Source organism: Segatella copri, assembly GCF_019249795.2.
Taxonomy (GTDB): domain Bacteria; phylum Bacteroidota; class Bacteroidia; order Bacteroidales; family Bacteroidaceae; genus Prevotella; species Prevotella copri_B.
In genome coordinates this window covers 1,320,001-1,341,573 of the sequence record NZ_CP156891.1, presented here as the reverse complement: position 1 = coordinate 1,341,573, position 21,573 = coordinate 1,320,001, and the positions used below count along the sequence as shown (strand labels likewise).

Annotated in this window: 10 protein-coding genes and 1 rRNA gene (1 of these 11 only partly in view); 10 read left to right on the top strand and 1 reads right to left on the bottom strand. The window is 46.7% G+C overall.

The genetic code is table 11. From position 1 onward, the window contains the following. Position 1: 1 nt before the first annotated feature. From KUA48_RS06005 to KUA48_RS05965, 9 genes are all read left to right on the top strand, one after another. Complete coding sequence (locus tag KUA48_RS06005; protein WP_153094924.1) at positions 2–2,344, top strand: family 20 glycosylhydrolase; 2,343 nt, start codon at positions 2–4, stop codon at positions 2,342–2,344. A 10-nt stretch (positions 2,345–2,354) separates the two neighbouring features. Further along, positions 2,355–5,498: a glycoside hydrolase family 2 TIM barrel-domain containing protein gene (locus tag KUA48_RS06000; protein ID WP_153094923.1), complete on the top strand. Its 3,144-nt coding sequence runs from the start codon at positions 2,355–2,357 to the stop codon at positions 5,496–5,498. Positions 5,499–5,845: 347 nt separating this feature from the next. Next, positions 5,846–6,202, top strand: coding sequence for a P-II family nitrogen regulator (locus tag KUA48_RS05995; protein ID WP_006848366.1), 357 nt, complete (start codon positions 5,846–5,848; stop codon positions 6,200–6,202). A 165-nt stretch (positions 6,203–6,367) separates the two neighbouring features. Then, positions 6,368–7,630 carry an ammonium transporter gene (locus KUA48_RS05990; protein WP_218433618.1) on the top strand — a complete coding sequence of 421 codons (1,263 nt, stop codon included), beginning with the start codon at positions 6,368–6,370 and terminating at the stop codon, positions 7,628–7,630. A gap of 201 nt (positions 7,631–7,831) precedes the next feature. Then, the gene (locus KUA48_RS05985; RefSeq protein WP_117587760.1) at positions 7,832–8,551 is read left to right on the top strand and encodes a hypothetical protein; all 720 of its coding nucleotides are present in this window, start codon (positions 7,832–7,834) and stop codon (positions 8,549–8,551) included. Between the two features lie 490 nt (positions 8,552–9,041). After that, entirely contained in the window at positions 9,042–10,829 is a 1,788-nt protein-coding gene (gene asnB / locus KUA48_RS05980; RefSeq protein ID WP_118201470.1) for an asparagine synthase B, read from the top strand. 88 nt (positions 10,830–10,917) lie between these two features. Then, the gene (gene gltB / locus KUA48_RS05975; protein WP_218433617.1) at positions 10,918–15,441 is read left to right on the top strand and encodes a glutamate synthase large subunit; all 4,524 of its coding nucleotides are present in this window, start codon (positions 10,918–10,920) and stop codon (positions 15,439–15,441) included. A gap of 19 nt (positions 15,442–15,460) precedes the next feature. Continuing rightward, entirely contained in the window at positions 15,461–16,804 is a 1,344-nt protein-coding gene (locus KUA48_RS05970; protein WP_218433616.1) for a glutamate synthase subunit beta, read from the top strand. Between the two features lie 284 nt (positions 16,805–17,088). Further along, positions 17,089–18,147 (top strand): glycoside hydrolase family 43 protein, encoded by a 1,059-nt coding sequence (locus KUA48_RS05965; RefSeq protein ID WP_218433615.1) that lies wholly within the window; start codon positions 17,089–17,091, stop codon positions 18,145–18,147. Positions 18,148–18,243: 96 nt separating this feature from the next. On the opposite strand, the gene KUA48_RS05960 is transcribed toward KUA48_RS05965, so the two are convergent. Further along, positions 18,244–19,467 carry a transposase gene (locus KUA48_RS05960; protein ID WP_153093847.1) on the bottom strand — a complete coding sequence of 408 codons (1,224 nt, stop codon included), beginning with the start codon at positions 19,465–19,467 and terminating at the stop codon, positions 18,244–18,246. A gap of 665 nt (positions 19,468–20,132) precedes the next feature. Here KUA48_RS05960 and KUA48_RS05955 point away from each other — a divergent pair. Then, positions 20,133–21,573, top strand: a 16S ribosomal RNA gene (locus tag KUA48_RS05955) (it continues 91 nt past the right edge of the window).

Here is a 21,573-nt window from a genome sequence, read left to right as displayed (position 1 = left end):
TATGGCAAAGTTCAATCGTTTATTAGGCTCGTTTGTAGCCTGTGCAGCGATGCTGGGTGGTATCTCCACTCCGGCATCTGCTGCCGATATTAATATTATCCCGATACCGGTGAAGACTCAGGTACAGAAAGGGGAGTTCGTATTGCCACAGAAGGTGGTAATCGCTTACCAGACGGCTGAAGGCAGAAATATCGCCCAGTACATGGCAGACAAACTGAAGGCTTCTACAGGTTATGAGGTAACGGTAGGTGGAAAGAAGGGGAATATCTCTATACAGATTTCTCCTTCGCTGAAAATTGCCGAGGAAGGTTATCGCCTTACCGTAACCGCCAAGGGGGTTGTTATCAAGGCGAAGACCGCCAAGGGCGCCTTCTACGGTATGCAGAGTTTCATGCAGTTACTCCCTGCCCAGATAGAGAGCGCAACCCGGGTGGATGGAGTGAAATGGGTAGCACAATGCTGTGATATCCAAGATGCTCCACGCTTCGGCTACCGTGGATTCCATCTCGATCCATGCCGCCATTTCATTTCTGTCGAGAATGTGAAGAAGCAACTGGACCTGATGTCTATGTTCAAGGTGAACACCATGCACTTCCATCTGACGGAAGACCAGGGCTGGCGTATCGAAATCAAGAAATATCCTAAACTTACTTCTGTGGGCAGTATCCGTACCGAGGGCGATGGCTCTTTTTATGGCGGTTTCTATACCCAGGAGCAGATTAAGGAAATAGTGGATTATGCTGCCAAGCGCTATATTACCGTGATTCCGGAAATCGACCTTCCTGGTCACATGATGGCAGCTATCTCTGCTTATCCTTATCTTTCATGCAAAGGTGAGCAGTGGTCGTTGAGAACAGTTTGGGGTGTAGAGGATATCGTGATGTGCCCGGGCAAGGAAGATATGTTCCGCTTCCTGGATGACATCTTTAGTGAGATTGTTCCTCTCTTCCCAGGTAAGTACTTCCATATCGGTGGCGACGAGTGTCCGAAGACCAGTTGGAAAAACTGCCCTGCCTGTCAGAAGCGTATTCAGACAGAGGGCTTGCAGGCTGAAGGAAAGCATTCGGCTGAGGAAAGACTGCAGAGCTACGTTATCAAGCGCATAGAGAAAATGCTGGAGAAGCGTGGCAGAAAGATTATCGGATGGGACGAGATTCTGGAAGGCGGATTGAGTGAGAATGCTACCGTGATGTCATGGCGTGGAACGGAAGGAGGTATCGAGGCTGCCATGCAGAAGCATGATGTCATCATGACGCCGGGCAGCGACGGTATGTATCTCGACTGGTATCAGGGTGACAGCAAGGTGGAGCCTGTAACCATTCCTAGTCCTCCTAGATATCTGGCTTCAACCTATAATTATAATCCGGTACCTGATACCATCAAGGCGTTGGGACTGGCTCATCATATCCTGGGCGTTCAGTGTAACAACTGGTCGGAATATATGTATTCCAATGCCAAGATGGAGTATATGATGTATCCTCGTGCCATTGCTCTCTCTGAGATTGCATGGTCGCCAGTGAGCAGGAAAAACTTCAAGGATTTCTGCCGCCGACTGGATGCAAACTGTGTCCGTCTGGACGAGCGCCATATCCATTATCATATCCCATTGCCTGAGCAGCCTTTAGGTTCTTGCGATAAGGTGGTCATTACTGGGGATACTGCGGTAACCTTTACCACCTCGCGTTCTATGAAGATGGTTTATACATTGGATGGAAGTACACCAACTCCTTCTTCTTCGGCTTATGCAGAGCCTATCAGGGTGAGTGGAAACACCATCATCAAGATAGCAACCATATTGCCTTCAGGCAAGATGAGCCGTATCAGAACCGTTGATGTTGAGAAGCAGACTTATGCTCCAGCTGTTAAGGTGGAGGGCGCAAAACCTGGGTTGCAGATGAAGCGCATTAAGGGCAACTATCTGAAGGTTGACCAGCTGGAATGGGCTGATGCTGCCTGGGAGTGTGCAAACATCGAGGGCTTGGAGCAGATGAAGATTCAGCAGAAGGATGATGCTGCTACCTTGCGCGGTGCCAATAATTATGCTGCCATCGCTGAGGGCTACATCAATATTCCGGAGGATGGTGTCTATTATCTCTCTTCCCGTCTGGAGCAGGTTTGGATTGATAACAAACTCATGATTAGCAATGAGGGGGATGTGAAGGCTGGTACCAATCATGATACTTCTGTAGCATTGGCTAAGGGATTGCATCCTTTCAAGGTGGTTTTCCTCAGCAATATCGTTGGCGGCTGGCCTTCATGGTGGAGCAGTCTCGGCATTGAAATGCGCAAGGACAGCGAACAGAAGTTTACACCAGTAGATAACTCTATGTTTTTCAGAAAATAATAAAACAGATATGAGCATCAGAAATATAGCAAATGTATCGCTTTGCCTCGCCTTGCTGTCTGTCGGCAATGGCGTAGCGGCTCAGAACGAGTCGCGTTGGCATAATGTGGATATCAACCAGCAGAACCGCGAACCTCGCCGTGCTGCTTTCTTTGCATACGAGACCCTTGACAAAGCACAGAGTTTTGACAAGAGGAAGTCGGCCAACTATCTTTCGATGGAAGGCATGTGGAAGTTTAACTTCGTGAAGGATCATAACAAGCGTCCTGCCAACTTCTTTGCAGCCAACTATGACGATTCGGAGTGGAAGGATTTCCCTGTACCGGGGCTATTCGAACTGAACGGTTATGGAGATGCTACTTATAAGAATGTCGGTTATGCCTGGGCTACCCAGTTTGACCCAAATCCTCCTTATATCAGCGAACTCAACAACTATACGGGTTCTTATCGTCGTACCTTCGAACTTCCTAAGGACTGGAAGGGCAAGGATGTCTATTTCCATGTAGGTTCGGCTACCAGCAACCTGACCCTTTGGGTGAACGGCAAGTATGTGGGATATAGTGAAGACAGCAAGGTGGCTGCCGAGTTTAATATCTCCAAGTATCTGAAGCCGGGCAAAAACCTGATAGCTATGCAGGTGATGCGCTGGTGCGATGGTTCTTATTTCGAGGATCAGGACTTCTGGCGCTTTACTGGTATAGCCCGTGAGGTTTATCTCTATGCACGTCCGAAACTTCATGCTGCCGATATCCGTCTTGATGCCGGTTTGATGAATAATTATCGGGATGGTATCCTGAACTATCAGATAGCGCTGAAGGGCGGCAAGACTGATGTGACTGTTGCCTTGTGTGATAAGGATGGCAAGCAAATAGCATCGGCTACCGGAGCTCAGGGTGTAATCAAAGTACCGAAGGTGAAGGCTTGGACTGCTGAGACACCTTATTTATATAAGGTATACATCTCTCTGAAGAATAAGCAGGGGGTAGCGGAGGTGATTCCGCAGAAGGTGGGCTTCCGCAATGTGGAAATCAAGAACGCCCAGTTGCTGGTGAACGGCAAGCCTGTACTGATTAAGGGTGCCAACCGGCATGAGATAGATCCGGATGGTGGATATGTGGTAAGTGTAGAGCGCATGATTCAGGATATCAGAATCATGAAACAGTTGAACATCAATGCGGTTCGTACCTGCCATTATCCTGACGATCCCCGCTGGTATGAACTCTGTGATGAATACGGACTGTATCTTACTGCTGAGGCTAACCTCGAATCTCATGGTATGGGATATGAGGAAAAATCACTCGCTAAGTTCCCTGAGTATCTCCAGACTCACATCGAGCGCAATGAAGGTAATGTGAAAAGTTTTATCAATCACCCTTCTATCATCGTATGGAGTTTGGGTAATGAGTGTGGTTACGGCATCAACTTCGAAAAGACCTATGACTGGGTGAAAGCGCTCGACAAGACCCGTCCTGTTCAGTATGAGCGTGGCGGTTATGACAGCAAGACTGATATTTACTGTCCGATGTATATCGACTACGAGGAGAGTGAGAAATATTGCAAGAGTGATGGTGTTAAACCATACATCCAGTGCGAATATGCTCATGCTATGGGTAATTCGGAAGGTGGTTTCAAGGAATATTGGGACCTCATCCGTAAGTATCCTAAGTATCAGGGTGGCTATATCTGGGACTTCGTAGATCAGGGCATTCGTGACAAGAGTCCTGTCACCGGTAAGGAAATCTTTACTTATGGTGGAGATTACGGCCGCTATCCGGCAAGTGACTATAACTTCAACTGTAATGGTATCATTGCTCCAGACCGCCGTCTGAATCCTCATGCTTACGAGATTCAGTACTATCATCAGAATGTATGGATCAAGGACCTGGATGCTGTGAATGGTGCTTTCAAGGTTTACAACGAGAACTTCTTCAAGAATATCGATGACTTGAACCTGACAGCTACGGTTTATGCCAATGGTGTGAAACTGGCTACAGTTGAGATTCCTGAAACAAAGGGTATTGCTCCTCAGGCTACCAAACTGATCAAGAGTGATGAACTGAAGTATGCGGTGGCTGAGGCTGAATCGAAGCATGCAAAGGAGGAGATTGTTCTTAACTTTGCTTTTGCAAGCGATGGCACACAGCCGCTGGTAGACAAGGGCCAGGTGATGGCTCGCCAGCAGTTTATCATCAGCGATTATCAGTTTGCCAAACCGGCGGTTCCTGCTGTTGCTGCTGCGCCAACCAAGAAGGATAAGGTGCAGGAGACAAGCAGTATGGAGGTGGAGGAAACCAACTCTTATGTGAAGGTCAGCGCACAGAGAATGTCTGTAACCATAGGCAAGAAGACGGGTATGATAGATTATCTCGATGTAGATGGTGAACCGATGTTGAAGTTCCGTGAGAGTATGACTCCGGAATTCTGGCGTGCTCCTACCGATAATGACTATGGAGCATCTCTGCAGAAGGAGATGAGAGTATGGAAGAACCCGCAGATGACTCTGAAGTCTTTCGACAAAAATGTGAGTAAGGACAATGTGGTGCTGACAGCTCTCTTCGATATGCCGGAAGTGAAAGCTCAGCTGATGCTCCGCTATGACATCAGTGCTGCGGGCGAGGTGAATGTTACCCAGAAGATGACTACCGACAAGGAGGTGCAGGTTGCCGATCTGTTCAGATTCGGTCTGCAGTTGCAGATGCCTGCTACTTTCTCTAAGCTCGAGTATTATGGTAGAGGTCCTGAAGAGAACTACGTAGATCGTCATTCTTCTGCTTTTATCGGCAAGTACGAGTCTGACGTGAAGGATGAATATTATCCATATATCCGTCCGCAGGAGAGTGGTAACCATACCGATATCCGCTATTTCTCTATCTTTAATCCAACCACCGGCAAGGGGATTACCTTTGAGGGGTATGAACCTATGGAGTGCAGTGCCATCCCTTATCTGGTAGAGGATTTGGATTCTGGTATCGAGAAGACGCATGCATGGGGACAACACAGTGGTGATCTGGTGGATAAGGGACTCGTGCAGTTGCATATCCAGAAATGCCAGTATCCTTTGGGCTGCATCGACAGTTGGATGACCAAGCCTATGGAGAAGTATCGTCTCCATTATGCTGATCGTGAATTTACATTCAAAATAAAGGCAAAATAAAATTTCCGTTATAAAACTCAGATATATGCGGAAATACGGGTATAAGATTAAGTTTAAATAATAAAGTGACCCTAGTTTTAGGGTTGAGAGTTTGTCTTTAGGTTTGTCGCTTGAGGGGGCATTTAGGCCTTTCAAGCGGCTTTTTTATTGCTTGTTTCAAAATGAAACGAATAATGTGTAATTTGCTTTCATTTTGTTCCGTATTTTAAAAAGAACTATGCAAAATAATAACTAAATAAAAATATTAATATCAAAAGGTAAGTAATATTGTGAAATATTAAACAAAATGTCGTACCTTTGCACCAGAAAACAAACAAAATGTAAATTAATTAATAGGAGAGATTAACATGAAAAAGATTGAAGCAATCATCCGTAAGACTAAGTTTGAGGATGTAAAAGAAGCTTTGCTTGCCGCCGACATCGAGTGGTTCTCTTACTACGATGTAAGAGGAGAGGGCAAGATGAGACAGGCTCGAATCTACCGTGGTGTCATGTATGATACCAGCAGTATCGAGCGAGTGTTGCTGAATGTTGTCGTGCGCGACAAGAATGTAGAGAAAACGATTAATGCCATCCAGGAGGCTGCCCGTACAGGCGAGATTGGTGATGGTCGAATCTTTGTAATTCCTGTCGAGGATACCGTAAGAATCCGTACAGGTGAAAGAGGCGACATCGCTCTCTATAATGCTGAGCAGGAGAAATAGTGATTAGTGTTTTATGTTTAGTGCTTAATGTTTACTTAGAGGGGTAGCATAAGCACGGCTTTGATGGCTAACATTAAACGTTTTCTTAAAATTTTATGAATCTTGTGTAGTGAGGGCGCATGCCAATTAAACATTAAACACTACACACTAAACAGTAAAAAGATTATGAGTGTACAGGATTTAGGAATTTCAGTAGATACCCTATGGATGCTCTTGGCAGCCATGTTGGTCTTTTTCATGCAGCCGGGATTTGCCCTCTGCGAGGCGGGCTTTACCCGTAGTAAAAATACAGCGAACATCTTGTTTAAGAACTTTGTCGATTTTATGATCGGTTCCGTTCTCTTCTGGTTCGTAGGTTTCGGATTTATGTTTGGTAGCGATGGCGCCGGTTTCATCGGTATGCCTAACTTCGGGGATTTGTCTTTCTATACAAATGCAGCCGGCCTTCCTACTGAAGGCTTCCTAATGTTTGAAACCGTATTCTGCGCTACTAGTGCTACCATCGTTTCAGGTGCTATGGCAGAACGTACCAAGTTCTCCATGTACTGCGTTTACTCATTCTTCATTTCATTGATTATCTATCCTGTAGAGGGTCACTGGACATGGGGTGGCGGTTGGCTTTGCAACAGCGAGGCAGGTTCGTTCATGATGAACACCTTCGGTGCAGCCTTCCATGATTTCGCAGGTTCTGCCATCGTACATAGTGTTGGTGGTGTACTTGCCTTGGTTGGTGCTATCTGCTTAGGTCCTCGTCTGGGTAAATATCGCAACGGCAAGAGCACGGCTATCCCTGGTCACAACCTCATGGCTGCTGCCCTGGGCGTATTCATCCTCTGGTTCGGCTGGTTCGGTTTCAACCCTGGTTCTCAGCTTGCTGCTTCTGGTGAGGTTAACCGTGTTGCTATCAGTCACGTATTCCTGACAACCAACTTGGCTGCCGTTTGTGGTGGTCTCGGTACTATGTTCACCTCTTGGATTAAGTATGGCAAACCTTCGTTCTCATTGACATTGAACGGTATTCTGGCTGGTTTGGTAGCTATCACCGCTGGTTGCGACTTGGTTAGTCCATTGGGTTCTGCCATCATCGGTCTCTTGGCAGGTATCATCTTGGTATTCTCTATCGAGTTCATTGATACCAAGCTTCATATTGATGATCCTGTTGGTGCAAGTTCAGTTCATGGTGTATGCGGTATCTTCGGTACTTTGATGACTGGTCTCTTCGCCCTTGATGGTGGCGCCTTCTATGGTGGTGGCTTCGGATTCTTCGGTGCTCAGTGCTTCGGTATCCTCTGCATCGACCTTTGGGCAGCCGTAACAGGTATCATCCTCTTCTGGGGTATCAAGAAGATTGCTGGTCTCCGTGTTGATAAGCGAATCGAGGAAGAAGGTCTCGATATCTACGAGCATGGTGAGAGTTGCTACAACTAAAGATGCTTTCATATAACGAGCGAGAGAGATTTTTCAGCAGAAGTTTTGGAGAGCAGAGTTTTATTAATGCCATTGAATAATGTACGCTGCATCTCAACAATATAAATAAATCGCAATTTATTTTGTGTTGTCTTCGATTTGCAGTACCTTTGCTGCCGAAACTTTAAAAAACAAAGAAGTATCACATTAAAAAGAGAGAATATGAAGAAGATTTTTGATATAAAGAAGATGGGTGCCCTTGCACTCGGTTTGGTTGCTTTTGCTCCTGCAGCTTCTGCTCAGGATGAGGTTGAAACTACCATCGCTGCAGATGTTGTAAACCAGTATTACTGGCGTGGTCAGTCACTGGGAGAAGTCTCTTTGCAGCCAACACTCTGTATTGGTTACAAGGGCTTGTCTCTGACAGCTTGGGGAAGTGTAGGTGTCTCTAAACCAGACGATACTAAGGAATTTGACCTTACCTTGGCTTATGAAACCGGTGGCTTCCATATCGGTGTAACCGATTACTGGTTCAACTCTCCTAACGAGAAGTATTTCGCCTATAAGGCACATGAAACTTCTCATGTGTTTGAGGCAAACGTAGGTTATGACTTTGGTCCAGTTGCCTTGAACTGGTACACCAACTTTGCAGGCAATGATGGATTAAATAAGGATGGTGACCGTGCTTATTCTTCATATGTTGAGGCTACAGCCCCATTCAAGTTGGGCGGTTGTGATTGGGCAGCAAGTATAGGCGCAGTTCCATTTGCAACATCTTTCTATGGTGATGCCAATGGTTTTGCAGTTACCAATGTTTCACTGAAAGCTACCAAGGATTTGAAGATTACAGATTCTTTCTCTGTTCCAGTCTTCGCTCAGGTAGCTGCTAACCCTAGCACCGAAAAAGCTTACCTGGTAGTAGGTTTTACCTTGCAGCCATAATAGGCTCTTAGGTTTTTCGATATAATCTTACGTTGGTAGGTTTAAGTTTTTATTTTAAATGCCGATAGTTCCGTCAAAGAGCTATCGGCATATCTTTGTATGATATGGGGGTAAGAAACTGTGTATAATGCCCTGGATGCTTTGTTGCATATCTATGAGCGTATAATATGCCCTGGATACGCTTTGTTTATCTTAAAAATGATTGTATTTTACAGATTGTAATTAAATAGTGTCTTTTTCTTTTCAGTTTATTATATATTTTAATCTAATATGCGTTAATATGTTATTATTATGATAAGGTAAAGACAAAATGCTACTATTCTTTTCTTTATTCTAACAAAAAGTTGTAATTTTGCACCCGAAACATAGCAAAAAGTAATTTTAAACTTTGCTTTTGCTTGGTTTGCTCCTAAAAGAATGGATTGGACATGCCAAGGTGAATAAGAGAGAACAAGAGTTAAAAATAACCGTAAAAGAAAGGAAAAGATTTATGTGTGGAATCGTATCTATCTTCAATATTCAGGAGCAGACTCCTGAATTGCGACAGCAAGCGCTTCGTATGAGCCAGAAGATTCGCCATCGCGGACCAGACTGGAGTGGAATCTACTGTGGTGGTTCAGCTATCCTGGCACATGAGCGTCTGAGTATTGTAGACCCTGAAAGTGGTCGCCAACCTTTGTTTGCACCAGACAAAAAACAGGTGCTTGCCGTAAACGGTGAGATTTATAATCATCAGGACATCCGTGCTCGTTTTGCCGGCAAATACCAGTATCAGACCGGTTCCGACTGTGAGGTGATTCTTTCTCTCTATCGTGAGATGCGAGCAGATTCCGACTTTGATTCCTTAATATATAAAGGTGAGGATGCGCTCCACGCCCGTATCTCCAAGATGCTTGAAGAGCTGAACGGTATCTTTGCCTTCGCCCTTTACGATGCCGAACGTGATGAGTTTCTCATCGCCCGCGACCCTATCGGTGTTATTCCTCTTTATATTGGTTATGATAAGGATGGAAAAGTGCTGGTGGCAAGCGAGTTGAAGGCTCTGGAAGGTCAGTGCGACCACTACGAGCCATTCCTCCCGGGCCATTATTATTATAGCAAGAACCCTGGCATGAAGCGTTACTATACACGCGATTGGTTTGAGTATGCTGCCATGCAGAAAAAATATCAGATTGATGATGCCAAGAAGGCTGAAGAACAGCTGAAGGATGCTGAACCTCAGGAGAAAGCTGCGGTAAAGGAAATCCATGATGCTCTCGAAGCTTCTGTCAAACGCCAGTTGATGAGCGATGTACCTTACGGTGTCCTTCTCAGTGGTGGTCTTGATTCTTCTGTCATCTCTGCTGTAGCTGAGAAGTATTCTTCTACCCGTGTAGAGAATGGGGGAGAGACCAAGGCATATTGGCCACGTCTGCACTCCTTCGCTGTTGGTTTGAAGGGTGCGCCTGATCTGGCAAAAGCACGTTTGGTTGCCGAACACATCGGAACTGTGCATCACGAAATCAACTATACCATTCAGGAAGGTCTGGATGCTATCCGTGATGTCATCTATTTCATCGAGACCTATGATGTTACCACTGTGCGTGCATCTACCCCGATGTATCTTTTAGCGAGAGTCATCCGAAGCATGGGTATCAAGATGGTGCTTTCGGGCGAGGGTGCCGACGAGGTATTCGGAGGTTATCTCTACTTCCATAAAGCACCGGATGCCAAGGCATTCCATGAGGAAACCGTACGAAAGTTGGGTAAACTCTATCTCTACGATTGTCTGAGAGCCAACAAGAGTTTGGCTGCATGGGGCATCGAGGGCCGTGTGCCTTTCCTCGACAAGGAGTTCCTGGATGTAGCGATGGGTATGAACCCGGTTTTGAAGATGTGTCCGGATAAGACCATCGAGAAAAAGGTGGTTCGTGAGGCATTTGCCGATTTGCTTCCAGAAGAAGTGGCATGGCGACAGAAGGAACAGTTCTCCGATGGTGTGGGCTATTCATGGATTGATACCCTGAAGCAGATTACCGCATCTGCCGTCAGCGATGAGCAGATGGCGCATGCTGCTGAGCGATTCCCTATCAACCCTCCACAGAATAAGGAGGAGTATTATTATCGTTCTATCTTCGCCGAGCATTTCCCAAGCGACAGCGCTGCCAAGAGCGTACCTAGTGTGCCTAGCGTAGCATGTTCTACAGCCGAAGCCCTTGCCTGGGATGCCTCATTCAAGAACCAGAACGACCCTAGCGGCAGAGCCGTGGCGGGAGTTCACGAACAGGCGTATAAATAAGTGAAGAGTGGAGAGTGAAGAATCACTTTGTACTTCATATTTAAGTAAGAAAAATAGTTAGAAATAACCGATATAAAACGAACAAGAAATGGAAAAAGGATTGTACAGTTCAGCCTATGAGCACGATGCGTGTGGCGTAGGTATGGTGGTGAATATCCACGGTAACAAGAGTCATGAGCTGGTCGATAACGCCTTGAAGGTACTCGAGAACATGCGTCATCGTGGTGCAGAGGGTGCCGATAACAAGACGGGTGATGGTGCCGGTATCATGCTCCAGATTCCACATGAGTTTATTCTTCTTCAGGGTATCCCAGTGCCAGAAAAAGGTAAATATGGTACGGGTCTCGTCTTCTTGCCTAAGGATGAGAAGAAACAGCAGGATATTCTCTCTATCATGATTGAGGAAATTGAACGCGAGGGATTGCAGCTGATGCATCTCCGCAATGTGCCTACTAACCCTGATTGTTTGGGTGAGGCTGCTTTGAGTAACGAACCAGCTATCAAACAGGTGTTTATCACAGGTGTTACAGATGATAAGGTGCCTGTCTTTGAGCGCACCCTCTATCTTATCCGTAAACGTATTGAGAAACGTGTCAGTGATCCTGATTTCTTTATTTGTTCGTTGTCTAATTCGAACATCGTATATAAGGGTATGTTGAGCAGCCTCCAGTTGCGCCAATATTATCCTGACTTGACCAATAATTATTTCACAAGCGGTCTGGCTCTGGTTCACTCCCGCTTCTCTACCAACACCTTCCCAACATGGAGTCTGGCTCAGCCATTCCGTCTCCTTGCCCACAATGGTGAGATTAACACCATCCGTGGTAACCGTGCCTGGATGAAGGCTCGTGAGAGTGTGTTGAGCAGCGAGGCTTTGGGCGATATCCGTGAGATTTCTCCTATCGTCCAGCCTGATATGAGTGACTCTGCCAGCCTCGACAATGTATTTGAGTTCTTCGTGATGAGCGGCCTGTCATTGCCTCATGCCATGGCTGTGATGGTGCCTGAGAGCTTCAACGACAAGAACCCTATCTCTGAGGATCTGAAGGCATTCTATGAGTACCACTCTATCCTGATGGAGCCATGGGATGGTCCTGCCGCCCTGCTCTTCAGCGATGGCCGTTATGCTGGTGGTATGCTCGATAGAAATGGTCTGCGCCCTGCACGCTATACCATCACCAAGAACGATATGATGGTAGTCGCATCTGAAGTAGGTGTGATGGATTTCGATCCTACAGAGATTGCCGAGAAGGGTCGTCTGCAGCCTGGTAAAATTCTCCTCATCGATACACAGGAGGGTAAGATCTACTACGATGGTGAAATCAAGGAGCGCCTGGCTGCCCAGCATCCATATCGCCAGTGGTTGAACACCAACCGTATTGAACTGGAGAAACTTCGCAGTGGTCGTAAGGTGGAAAATGGTGTGGACAACCTCACTCGCAAGGAATTGGAATTCGGTTTTGGCGAGGAAGATATCGACGGTACTATCATCCCAATGGCTACCAAGGGTCAGGAACCTACTGCTTCTATGGGTAATGATACTCCGCTTGCTGTGCTTTCCGACCAGCCACAGATTTTCTTCAACTACTTCCGTCAGCAGTTTGCTCAGGTTACCAACCCTGCTATCGATTCTATCCGTGAGAACCTCGTGATGAGTCTTACCGAGTATATCGGCCGTGTAGGTTCCGGCATTCTGAACCCAGACGAGAGCAACTGCAAGATGGTTCGTCTGCCACATCCTATCCTGACCAATACCCAGCTGGATATCCTTCAGAATATCCGCTACAAGGGATTTAATACAGTAAAACTCCACATGCTCTTCGAAACCGCCAAGGGCGAAGAAGGACTGCACGAGGCTTTGGATGAACTCTGCAAGCAGGCTGCCCAGAGCGTGGATGATGGCTACAACTACATCATCTTGAGCGACCGTGGCGTGGATGAAACTCATGCCGCCATTCCATCTCTGCTTGCCGTGAGTGCCGTACATCATTATCTGATTGATGCCGGCAAGCGTGTGCAGACAGCCCTCATCGTAGAGAGCGGTGAGATTCGTGAGGTAATGCATGCAGCCCTCCTGTTGGGTTACGGTGCATCAGCCCTCTGTCCATACTTGACATACGCCATCCTCGACGACCTTGTAAAGAAGGGAAAGATTCAGGAGGATTACCATACAGCCGAGCAGAACTACATCAAGGCTGTGAAGAAGGGCTTGTTCAAGATTATGGCTAAGATGGGTATCTCTACCATCCGAAGCTATCGTGGTGCCAAGATCTTCGAGAGCATCGGTTTGAGCGAGAGCCTTCTGAAGAGCTACTTCGGAACAGAGGTGAGCACTATCGGCGGTATCGGACTCGAGACCATCGCCCGTGATGCCATCCGCCTGCACGACAAGGCATTCGAGACCAAGAAGCTCGAGTTCCTGCCAAGTATGGGACAGTTCCACTACCGCAAGGACGGTATCAAGCACGCTTGGAACCCAGAGACCATCGCCACCCTGCAGCTCGCAACCCGCAAGGGCGATTATGATCTCTTCAAGAAATATACACATCTCGTTGACGATAAGCAGGAGCCTATCTTCATCCGCGACTTCTTCAGCTTCCGCAAGAATCCTATCTCTATAGATAAGGTGGAGCCGGTAGAGGAAATCGTGAAGCACTTCGTTACCGGTGCAATGAGTTTCGGTGCCCTCTCCAAAGAGGCTCACGAGGCAATGGCACTCGCCATGAACGCCCTCGGTGCCCGAAGCAATACCGGTGAAGGTGGTGAGGATAACGAGCGATTCCATTCTACACAGGATGGCATCAGCCTCTCAAGCAAGACCAAGCAGGTGGCTTCCGGTCGATTCGGTGTGACTACTGAATATTTGGTAAATGCAGAGGAAATCCAGATCAAGGTGGCACAGGGTGCTAAACCGGGTGAGGGTGGTCAGTTGCCTGGCTTCAAGGTTAACGAGGTCATTGCCAAGACCCGTCACTCTATTCCTGGCATCAGCTTGATTTCTCCTCCACCTCATCACGATATCTACAGTATCGAGGATTTGGCTCAGCTCATCTTCGACCTCAAGAACGTAAACCCTAAGGCGGCTATCTCTGTGAAGTTGGTTGCTGAGAGTGGTGTGGGTACCATCGCTGCCGGTGTGGCTAAGGCAAAGGCCGACCTCATCGTTATCTCTGGTGCTGAGGGTGGTACAGGTGCCAGCCCTGCATCAAGTATGCGTTTCGCTGGTATCTCTCCTGAAATCGGACTTTCTGAAACCCAGCAGACACTGGTGAAAAACGGTCTTCGCGGACAGGTTCGTCTGCAGGTAGATGGTCAGTTGAAGAGTGGTCGTGACATCATCCTGATGGCTTTGCTCGGTGCTGAGGAATTCAGTTTCGGTACGGCAGCCCTCATCGTTTTGGGTTGTGTCATGATGCGTAAGTGTAACTTGAATACCTGTCCTATGGGTGTTGCCACACAGGATCCTAAGCTCCGTGCGCACTTCCGTGGCAGCTACAAGTATCTTATCAACTACTTCCGCTTCCTCGCTGAGGAGGTTCGTGAATATCTGGCAGAGATGGGTTACACCTCATTGAACGATATCATCGGTCATACCGAGCTCATCGTCCGCAAGAAGGATGAGGAGATTGTTCCTACCGAGGGTTCGGATGCCGTAGAGCCAGAGGTGGCCAAGAGCATCAAGGAGAAGGCCGACTTGCTCGATTTCTCTCGTCTCTTGCATCGTGAGACAGGTCATTGCTCGCTCTATCATACTACCGAGCAGATTCATGACCTCGACAATGTACTCGACCAGCAGTTGATTCGTGGTGCACAGCGTGCCATCGAGAATCAGGAAGAAGTGAACCTCGATTTTGCCATCAAGAATACCGATCGTGCTGCCGGTGTGATGCTGAGCGGTATGATTGCCGAGAAATATGGTGAGGCTGGTCTTCCAGACAAGACCGTGAACGTGAAGTTCAAGGGTTCTGCAGGTCAGAGCTTCGGTGCCTTCCTGGTTAAGGGAGTGGATTTCAAACTCGAAGGTGAGACCAATGACTATTTCGCCAAGGGACTTTCAGGAGGTCGTGTTTCCATCCTTCCTCCTATCCGCAGCAACTTCTCTGCTGAGGATAACATCATCGCCGGTAACACCGGATTGTATGGTGCTACAAGCGGTGAGTTGTATATCAATGGTAAGGTAGGTGAACGCTTCGGTGTTCGTAACTCCGGTGCCATCGCCGTGATTGAGGGCGCTGGCGACCACTGCTGCGAGTATATGACGGGCGGTAGAGTAGTAGTGCTCGGTGAAACTGGCCGTAACTTTGCCGCTGGTATGAGTGGTGGTGTTGCCTATGTATGGGATAAGAACCACAACTTCGATTACTTCTGTAACATGGATATGGTGGAGATTAATCTCGTGGAGGATAGCACCTATCGCAAGGAGTTGCACGAGCTGATCCGTCAGCATTATCTCTACACCGGCAGTAAGCTTGCCCGTACTATGCTCGACGACTGGAACCACTACGTAGAGGATTTCATCCAGGTAGTGCCAATCGAGTACAAGCGAGTTCTCCAGGAGGAGCAGGTAAAGAAGTTGCAGCAGAAGATTGCGGATATGCAGCGAGATTACTAATTTTAAAATTAGAAAAAAGATGGGAAATCCAAAAGCATTTTTGACTATACCTCGCAAGGAAGCAGGTTATAGACCAATTCACGATAGAATCCTCGACTTCAGCGAGGTAGAACAGACATTGAATAGCAACGACCGCCGACAGCAGGCTTCACGTTGCATGGATTGTGGTGTGCCTTTCTGTCACTGGGCTTGTCCGCTGGGCAACAAGGCACCGGAGTGGAATGATGCCCTCTACAAGGGCGACTGGGAGCTGGCTTATCGTCTCCTCAATTCCACCAACGACTTTCCGGAGTTCACAGGACGCATCTGTCCTGCACTTTGCGAGAAGGCGTGTGTATTGAATCTCATGGATCATGAGCCAACCACCAACCGTGAGGATGAGTGTGCCATCGTGGAGCACGCCTTCTCTGAGGATTATGTACATGTTGAGATTCCTGAGCGTAATGGCAAGACGGTGGCTGTCATCGGTGCTGGTCCTGCGGGATTGGTAGCTGCCAACCAGTTGAACCATAAGGGATATAAGGTAACAGTATTCGAGGCACGTGAGAATGCTGGTGGTCTCTTGCGTTATGGTATTCCTAACTTCAAACTCAACAAGAGCATCATCGACCGCCGTCTCCGTCTTCTCGAAGAGGAGGGTATTGAATTCAGATACAACCAGCATATTGACGTTACCAAGTTGCCGGAAGGCTTCGATGCCTACGTGGTATCTACCGGTACACCAACTGCCCGCGACCTGAAGATTCCTGGAAGAGAGCTGAAGGGTGTTTATTTTGCCCTGGAACTTCTTTCTCAGCAGAACCGTATCCTCGCCGGTATGGAGTTCTCTAAGGACGAACTGGTTACCTGCAAGGGCAAGGATGTGCTGGTAATCGGTGGTGGTGATACTGGTTCCGACTGTATCGGTACCGCACATCGTCAGGGTTGCAAGAGCGTAACCCAGATTGAAATCATGCCTAAGCCAGTGGAAGGCCCGGAGGATCCTAAGAATCCTTGGCCAAACTGGCCTCGCACCCTGAAGACAACTTCCAGTCATGAGGAAGGATGCACCCGTCGCTGGAACATCAACTCTCTGGAGTTCCTGGGAAAAAACGGCAAACTGACAGGTGTGAAGGTTCAGCCTATCGACTGGAAACCAAACCCAGAGGGTGGTCGCCCGTTGATGGTAGAGGCTGGCGAACCGGAGATTATCAAGGCAGAGGCCGTATTTCTGGCCATGGGCTTCCTGAAGCCACAGCAGCCTGAATTTGCTGAGAATGTATTCGTGGCTGGCGATGCAGCAAGCGGTGCCTCTCTGGTAGTACGCGCCATGGCAAGCGGCAGAAAGATTGCTGCCCAGGTAGATAAGTTCCTGAACAAATAAATCGGTTATTTTTAACTATAAGTGTAGGGAGGTTGACCTCAGTGATGAGGTTTTCCTCCCTTTTTTCTTTCTCCTTCTCCCTCGTTCCGCCCTCATCACTCTCGTTCCGCCCCCGTTCCAGGCGGTTCCATCGCCTGTCCTATGAATAATAATCAACAAAAAAAGGGTTTTATTCGTGATTTCTCTCCATATTTTCCTTAATAATTTGGCATTCCCAAATATAAAGTGTAAATTTGCACTCAATATTTCGACTAATAATAATTAAACTAAGGAAATAACAGAAAATGAAAAAGAAATTATCAACCGTTCTTTTGGCATTGGCTGCCTTTATGCCAATGACAGCACAGAATCTTGTAAAGGGAGATTATGGTTATCTCTATTGTCACATGAGCGATAAGGGGGAGTGGACAGCCTATGCCATTTCCCGTGATGGCTACAACTATCAGGACATCAATGATGGCAACCCTATCTTCAATCCAGAAGAGCATGCCCGCATTGAAGGCGGAACCCGTGATGCCTACATCACCCGTATGTACAATGGCAAAGGATACATCATGGTTACCACCGATATGTGCGTGCGCAAGAGCCACAAATGGGACAACTATGGCATCGATCTCCTGAAGAGTAAGGATTTGAAGAACTGGACCAGCGTTACCTTCGATTTCCGCAAGGGCATGCAGAACTTCTGCGATGCTGCCACAGCTACATCTCCTTATAAGGACTGGAGCACCATCAACCGTGTATGGGCACCTCAGATTTTCTGGGATCCTGACTATTGTTGGGAAAACGGTGAGAAGGGCGGATACATGATTTACTATTCCATGCTTAACCGTGCTGAGGAGAAGTACGACCGCATGTATTACAGCTATGCTGACAAGACCTTTACCAAACTCACCACTCCTAAGCTACTCTTCGACTGGGGGTATGCTACCATCGATGCCGATATCAATTTCCTGAAGAGCGATGGTCTCTATCACATGCTCATTAAGAAAGAGGGTGGAAAGAGAGGTATCTTCACTGCTACCAGCAAATATCTCAATCATGGTTGGAGCGCTCCTGTCGATGATGACTTCGTAAGTTTCGAGGGAAGTAAACTGACAGAGGGAAGTTCTGCCTTCCAGCTTATTGGTGATGATACTTGGCGTGTGGCTTACATCCAATATAGTGATCATCCTAAGCATTACCATATCTGCAAGGCAGATAAGTATCTTCGTAATTTCTCTGATCCTGTGGACATTAAGGGAGTTACGGCTCCTCAGCATGGCAGTTTCATGAGAATTACCAAGAAAGAGTACAAAATGCTCCTGAAATGGAACCAAGAATTAAAAAATATAGAAAAATAAGTGGATTTATTGTTAAGTGCATAGCCGTATAGAATATTTAAGGGATTTATGCTTGTTTGGTTTAGATCAATAGTTCGTTAATAATTCAATAATGTGCTAAGCAGCTATACGCTGTAAGCACGAGAGATCTTTGAAAATCTTGCTAATTAAAGTTCGGTTCGGGGTGTACCCACTTGCTTTAAAAATTCGTTTCACCAGATAAATATTGGTCATCAGTGACTTGAATGAAGACATAGAATATTCCATTCCCATCTCCTTCATAGTTACCTTGGCAACATTTAGTGATGTGAACGAAGCATTGAAAGCAAAATCGAGTTTCCACTTATCGCGAGCCTGGCAGTCCATAAGACCAGTATAGCCTTTGGCGTCACGAAAGCAAAATTCGATCTGGAACCTGGTTCTATAATAAAGAAGTACTTCTTCACCCGAAAGTGAGGTGTCTGTAGAGAAGAATAGTTTCTTCTTGCCATTCGGCATCTGCCAGATGACAAGTCTAACTTTACACCTGAGTGCCTTGGAATAGGCTATCAAAGTATAAGCTGTTCCTTCTATATCTTTCATCTCCATCTTCTCCATTCGAGTGAGGTCAAGATTCTTCATATCAATCTTGCCATCCTTGGTCTTTGGGCGACCACGTTTTCCAGTACGTGGACCAGCATAGACATAAAAGAGACAAGCATTGTCACGAAAGCGGCTTATCAAAGAGAACCCTTCTTTCTTTATCCCATTAACAAATGTACTTGTAGAGAAGTAAGCATCTGCAACTATGAGGGTTGAGAGTTTAAGAAGTTCCTTGCGGTAACGCTTAATGACGCTGATATAGAAATCTACCATAGTCTTGTTTCTAAGACTCAGTTCTTTATTACTTAGCGACTGGTGTGCTTTTAACATCATGCAGTCTTTGGCATCAATATCAATGAGGCCAATACCCATGATTTCGAGACCATGTTTAACAGACTGTGCACATCCCGACCAAAAACGACCGATATGTGGAGTCTTCTTGCCAGCTTTGCTGATGTAGCTGGGATCAATGGCAATAGCCCATCTTCCCTGTTTACCAAAGAAGCGCTTGGCAAGTGAGACATTAAGTTTGAGCCAGTCAATGCTTTTCGACTTTTTTAAGCCGAATGCGTTGCGATAGGTTTGCTCAACATGCGAGCCATACCTCCCCATTTGGGTGAAATTTATCTTTCTTGGTATTACCATGAACAAAATTATCACCTCGATGAGTATTTTCTCGAAACTTTTTGTTAACTTTGCAGCCGAATCTTCAACTGCATCTTTAAAGATATCCATATATTGGTCAAGTCCTGTATTCATATAATTTTGCGTTTGTCGTGATTTGCAAAGTTACTGAAAATCAGCGACTTGACCAACTTTTTATAGTTAAGTTTTCATAAGAATTTCTTAATATAAGTTATTGATTTACAGACGATTAAATATTAATTTAACGCAGTATTGTTAGATAAGATAGAAAAAAATATGATTGTGCGCGCGTACATTATAATATGTAAAGCAAAATTTATATGCATATCGCTCTATTCAACATGATCCTAGTAAAATCTTTCACAGGTGTATTTGCTAAGTTGAAATGTAGTTTTATGTAATCCTCGGTAATGGGGAAAAATAGTCTTTAAAGTGAGTTTGATTGTTTATATGTGTTAAATTTTGGCTAAAATCTGAACTTTTTTGCGAAAAGATTTGGTGGAATGAAAAATAGTTAGTACTTTTGCACTCGCTTTTGAGAAATACACTTTCTCTTAGCAACGAAAGAAAGAGTTCTTTGAAAGATTTTACATAAACAGACAAGTAGTACAAGAAGCGGTTAACTTCTTAGAAATAAGAAAGTTGACTGGGTAAAAGAAACGAACCGTCAAGCAATTGACAAGTCAGGTTTACTAAGCTTCAATAAACGAAAAGGATATTCGTCCTAAGTACAGACAACAAACAAACCAAGCCGCAAGGCTAGGTAAAAATGATATTTTACAATGGAGAGTTTGATCCTGGCTCAGGATGAACGCTAGCTACAGGCTTAACACATGCAAGTCGAGGGGAAACGACATCGAAAGCTTGCTTTTGATGGGCGTCGACCGGCGCACGGGTGAGTAACGCGTATCCAACCTGCCCACCACTTGGGGATAACCTTGCGAAAGTAAGACTAATACCCAATGATATCTCTAGAAGGCATCTGAAAGAGATTAAAGATTTATCGGTGATGGATGGGGATGCGTCTGATTAGCTTGTTGGCGGGGTAACGGCCCACCAAGGCAACGATCAGTAGGGGTTCTGAGAGGAAGGTCCCCCACATTGGAACTGAGACACGGTCCAAACTCCTACGGGAGGCAGCAGTGAGGAATATTGGTCAATGGACGAGAGTCTGAACCAGCCAAGTAGCGTGCAGGAAGACGGCCCTATGGGTTGTAAACTGCTTTTATAAGGGAATAAAGTTAGTCTCGTGAGACTTTTTGCATGTACCTTATGAATAAGGACCGGCTAATTCCGTGCCAGCAGCCGCGGTAATACGGAAGGTCCGGGCGTTATCCGGATTTATTGGGTTTAAAGGGAGCGTAGGCCGGAGATTAAGCGTGTTGTGAAATGTAGATGCTCAACATCTGAACTGCAGCGCGAACTGGTTTCCTTGAGTACGCACAAAGTGGGCGGAATTCGTGGTGTAGCGGTGAAATGCTTAGATATCACGAAGAACTCCGATTGCGAAGGCAGCTCACTGGAGCGCAACTGACGCTGAAGCTCGAAAGTGCGGGTATCGAACAGGATTAGATACCCTGGTAGTCCGCACGGTAAACGATGGATGCCCGCTGTTGGTCTGAATAGGTCAGCGGCCAAGCGAAAGCATTAAGCATCCCACCTGGGGAGTACGCCGGCAACGGTGAAACTCAAAGGAATTGACGGGGGCCCGCACAAGCGGAGGAACATGTGGTTTAATTCGATGATACGCGAGGAACCTTACCCGGGCTTGAATTGCAGAGGAAGGATTTGGAGACAATGACGCCCTTCGGGGCCTCTGTGAAGGTGCTGCATGGTTGTCGTCAGCTCGTGCCGTGAGGTGTCGGCTTAAGTGCCATAACGAGCGCAACCCCTCTCCTTAGTTGCCATCAGGTCATGCTGGGCACTCTGGGGACACTGCCACCGTAAGGTGTGAGGAAGGTGGGGATGACGTCAAATCAGCACGGCCCTTACGTCCGGGGCTACACACGTGTTACAATGGCAGGTACAGAGAGACGGTCCCTTGCAAAACGGATCAAATCCTTAAAGCCTGTCTCAGTTCGGACTGGGGTCTGCAACCCGACCCCACGAAGCTGGATTCGCTAGTAATCGCGCATCAGCCATGGCGCGGTGAATACGTTCCCGGGCCTTGTACACACCGCCCGTCAAGCCATGAAAGCCGGGGGCGCCTAAAGTCCGTGA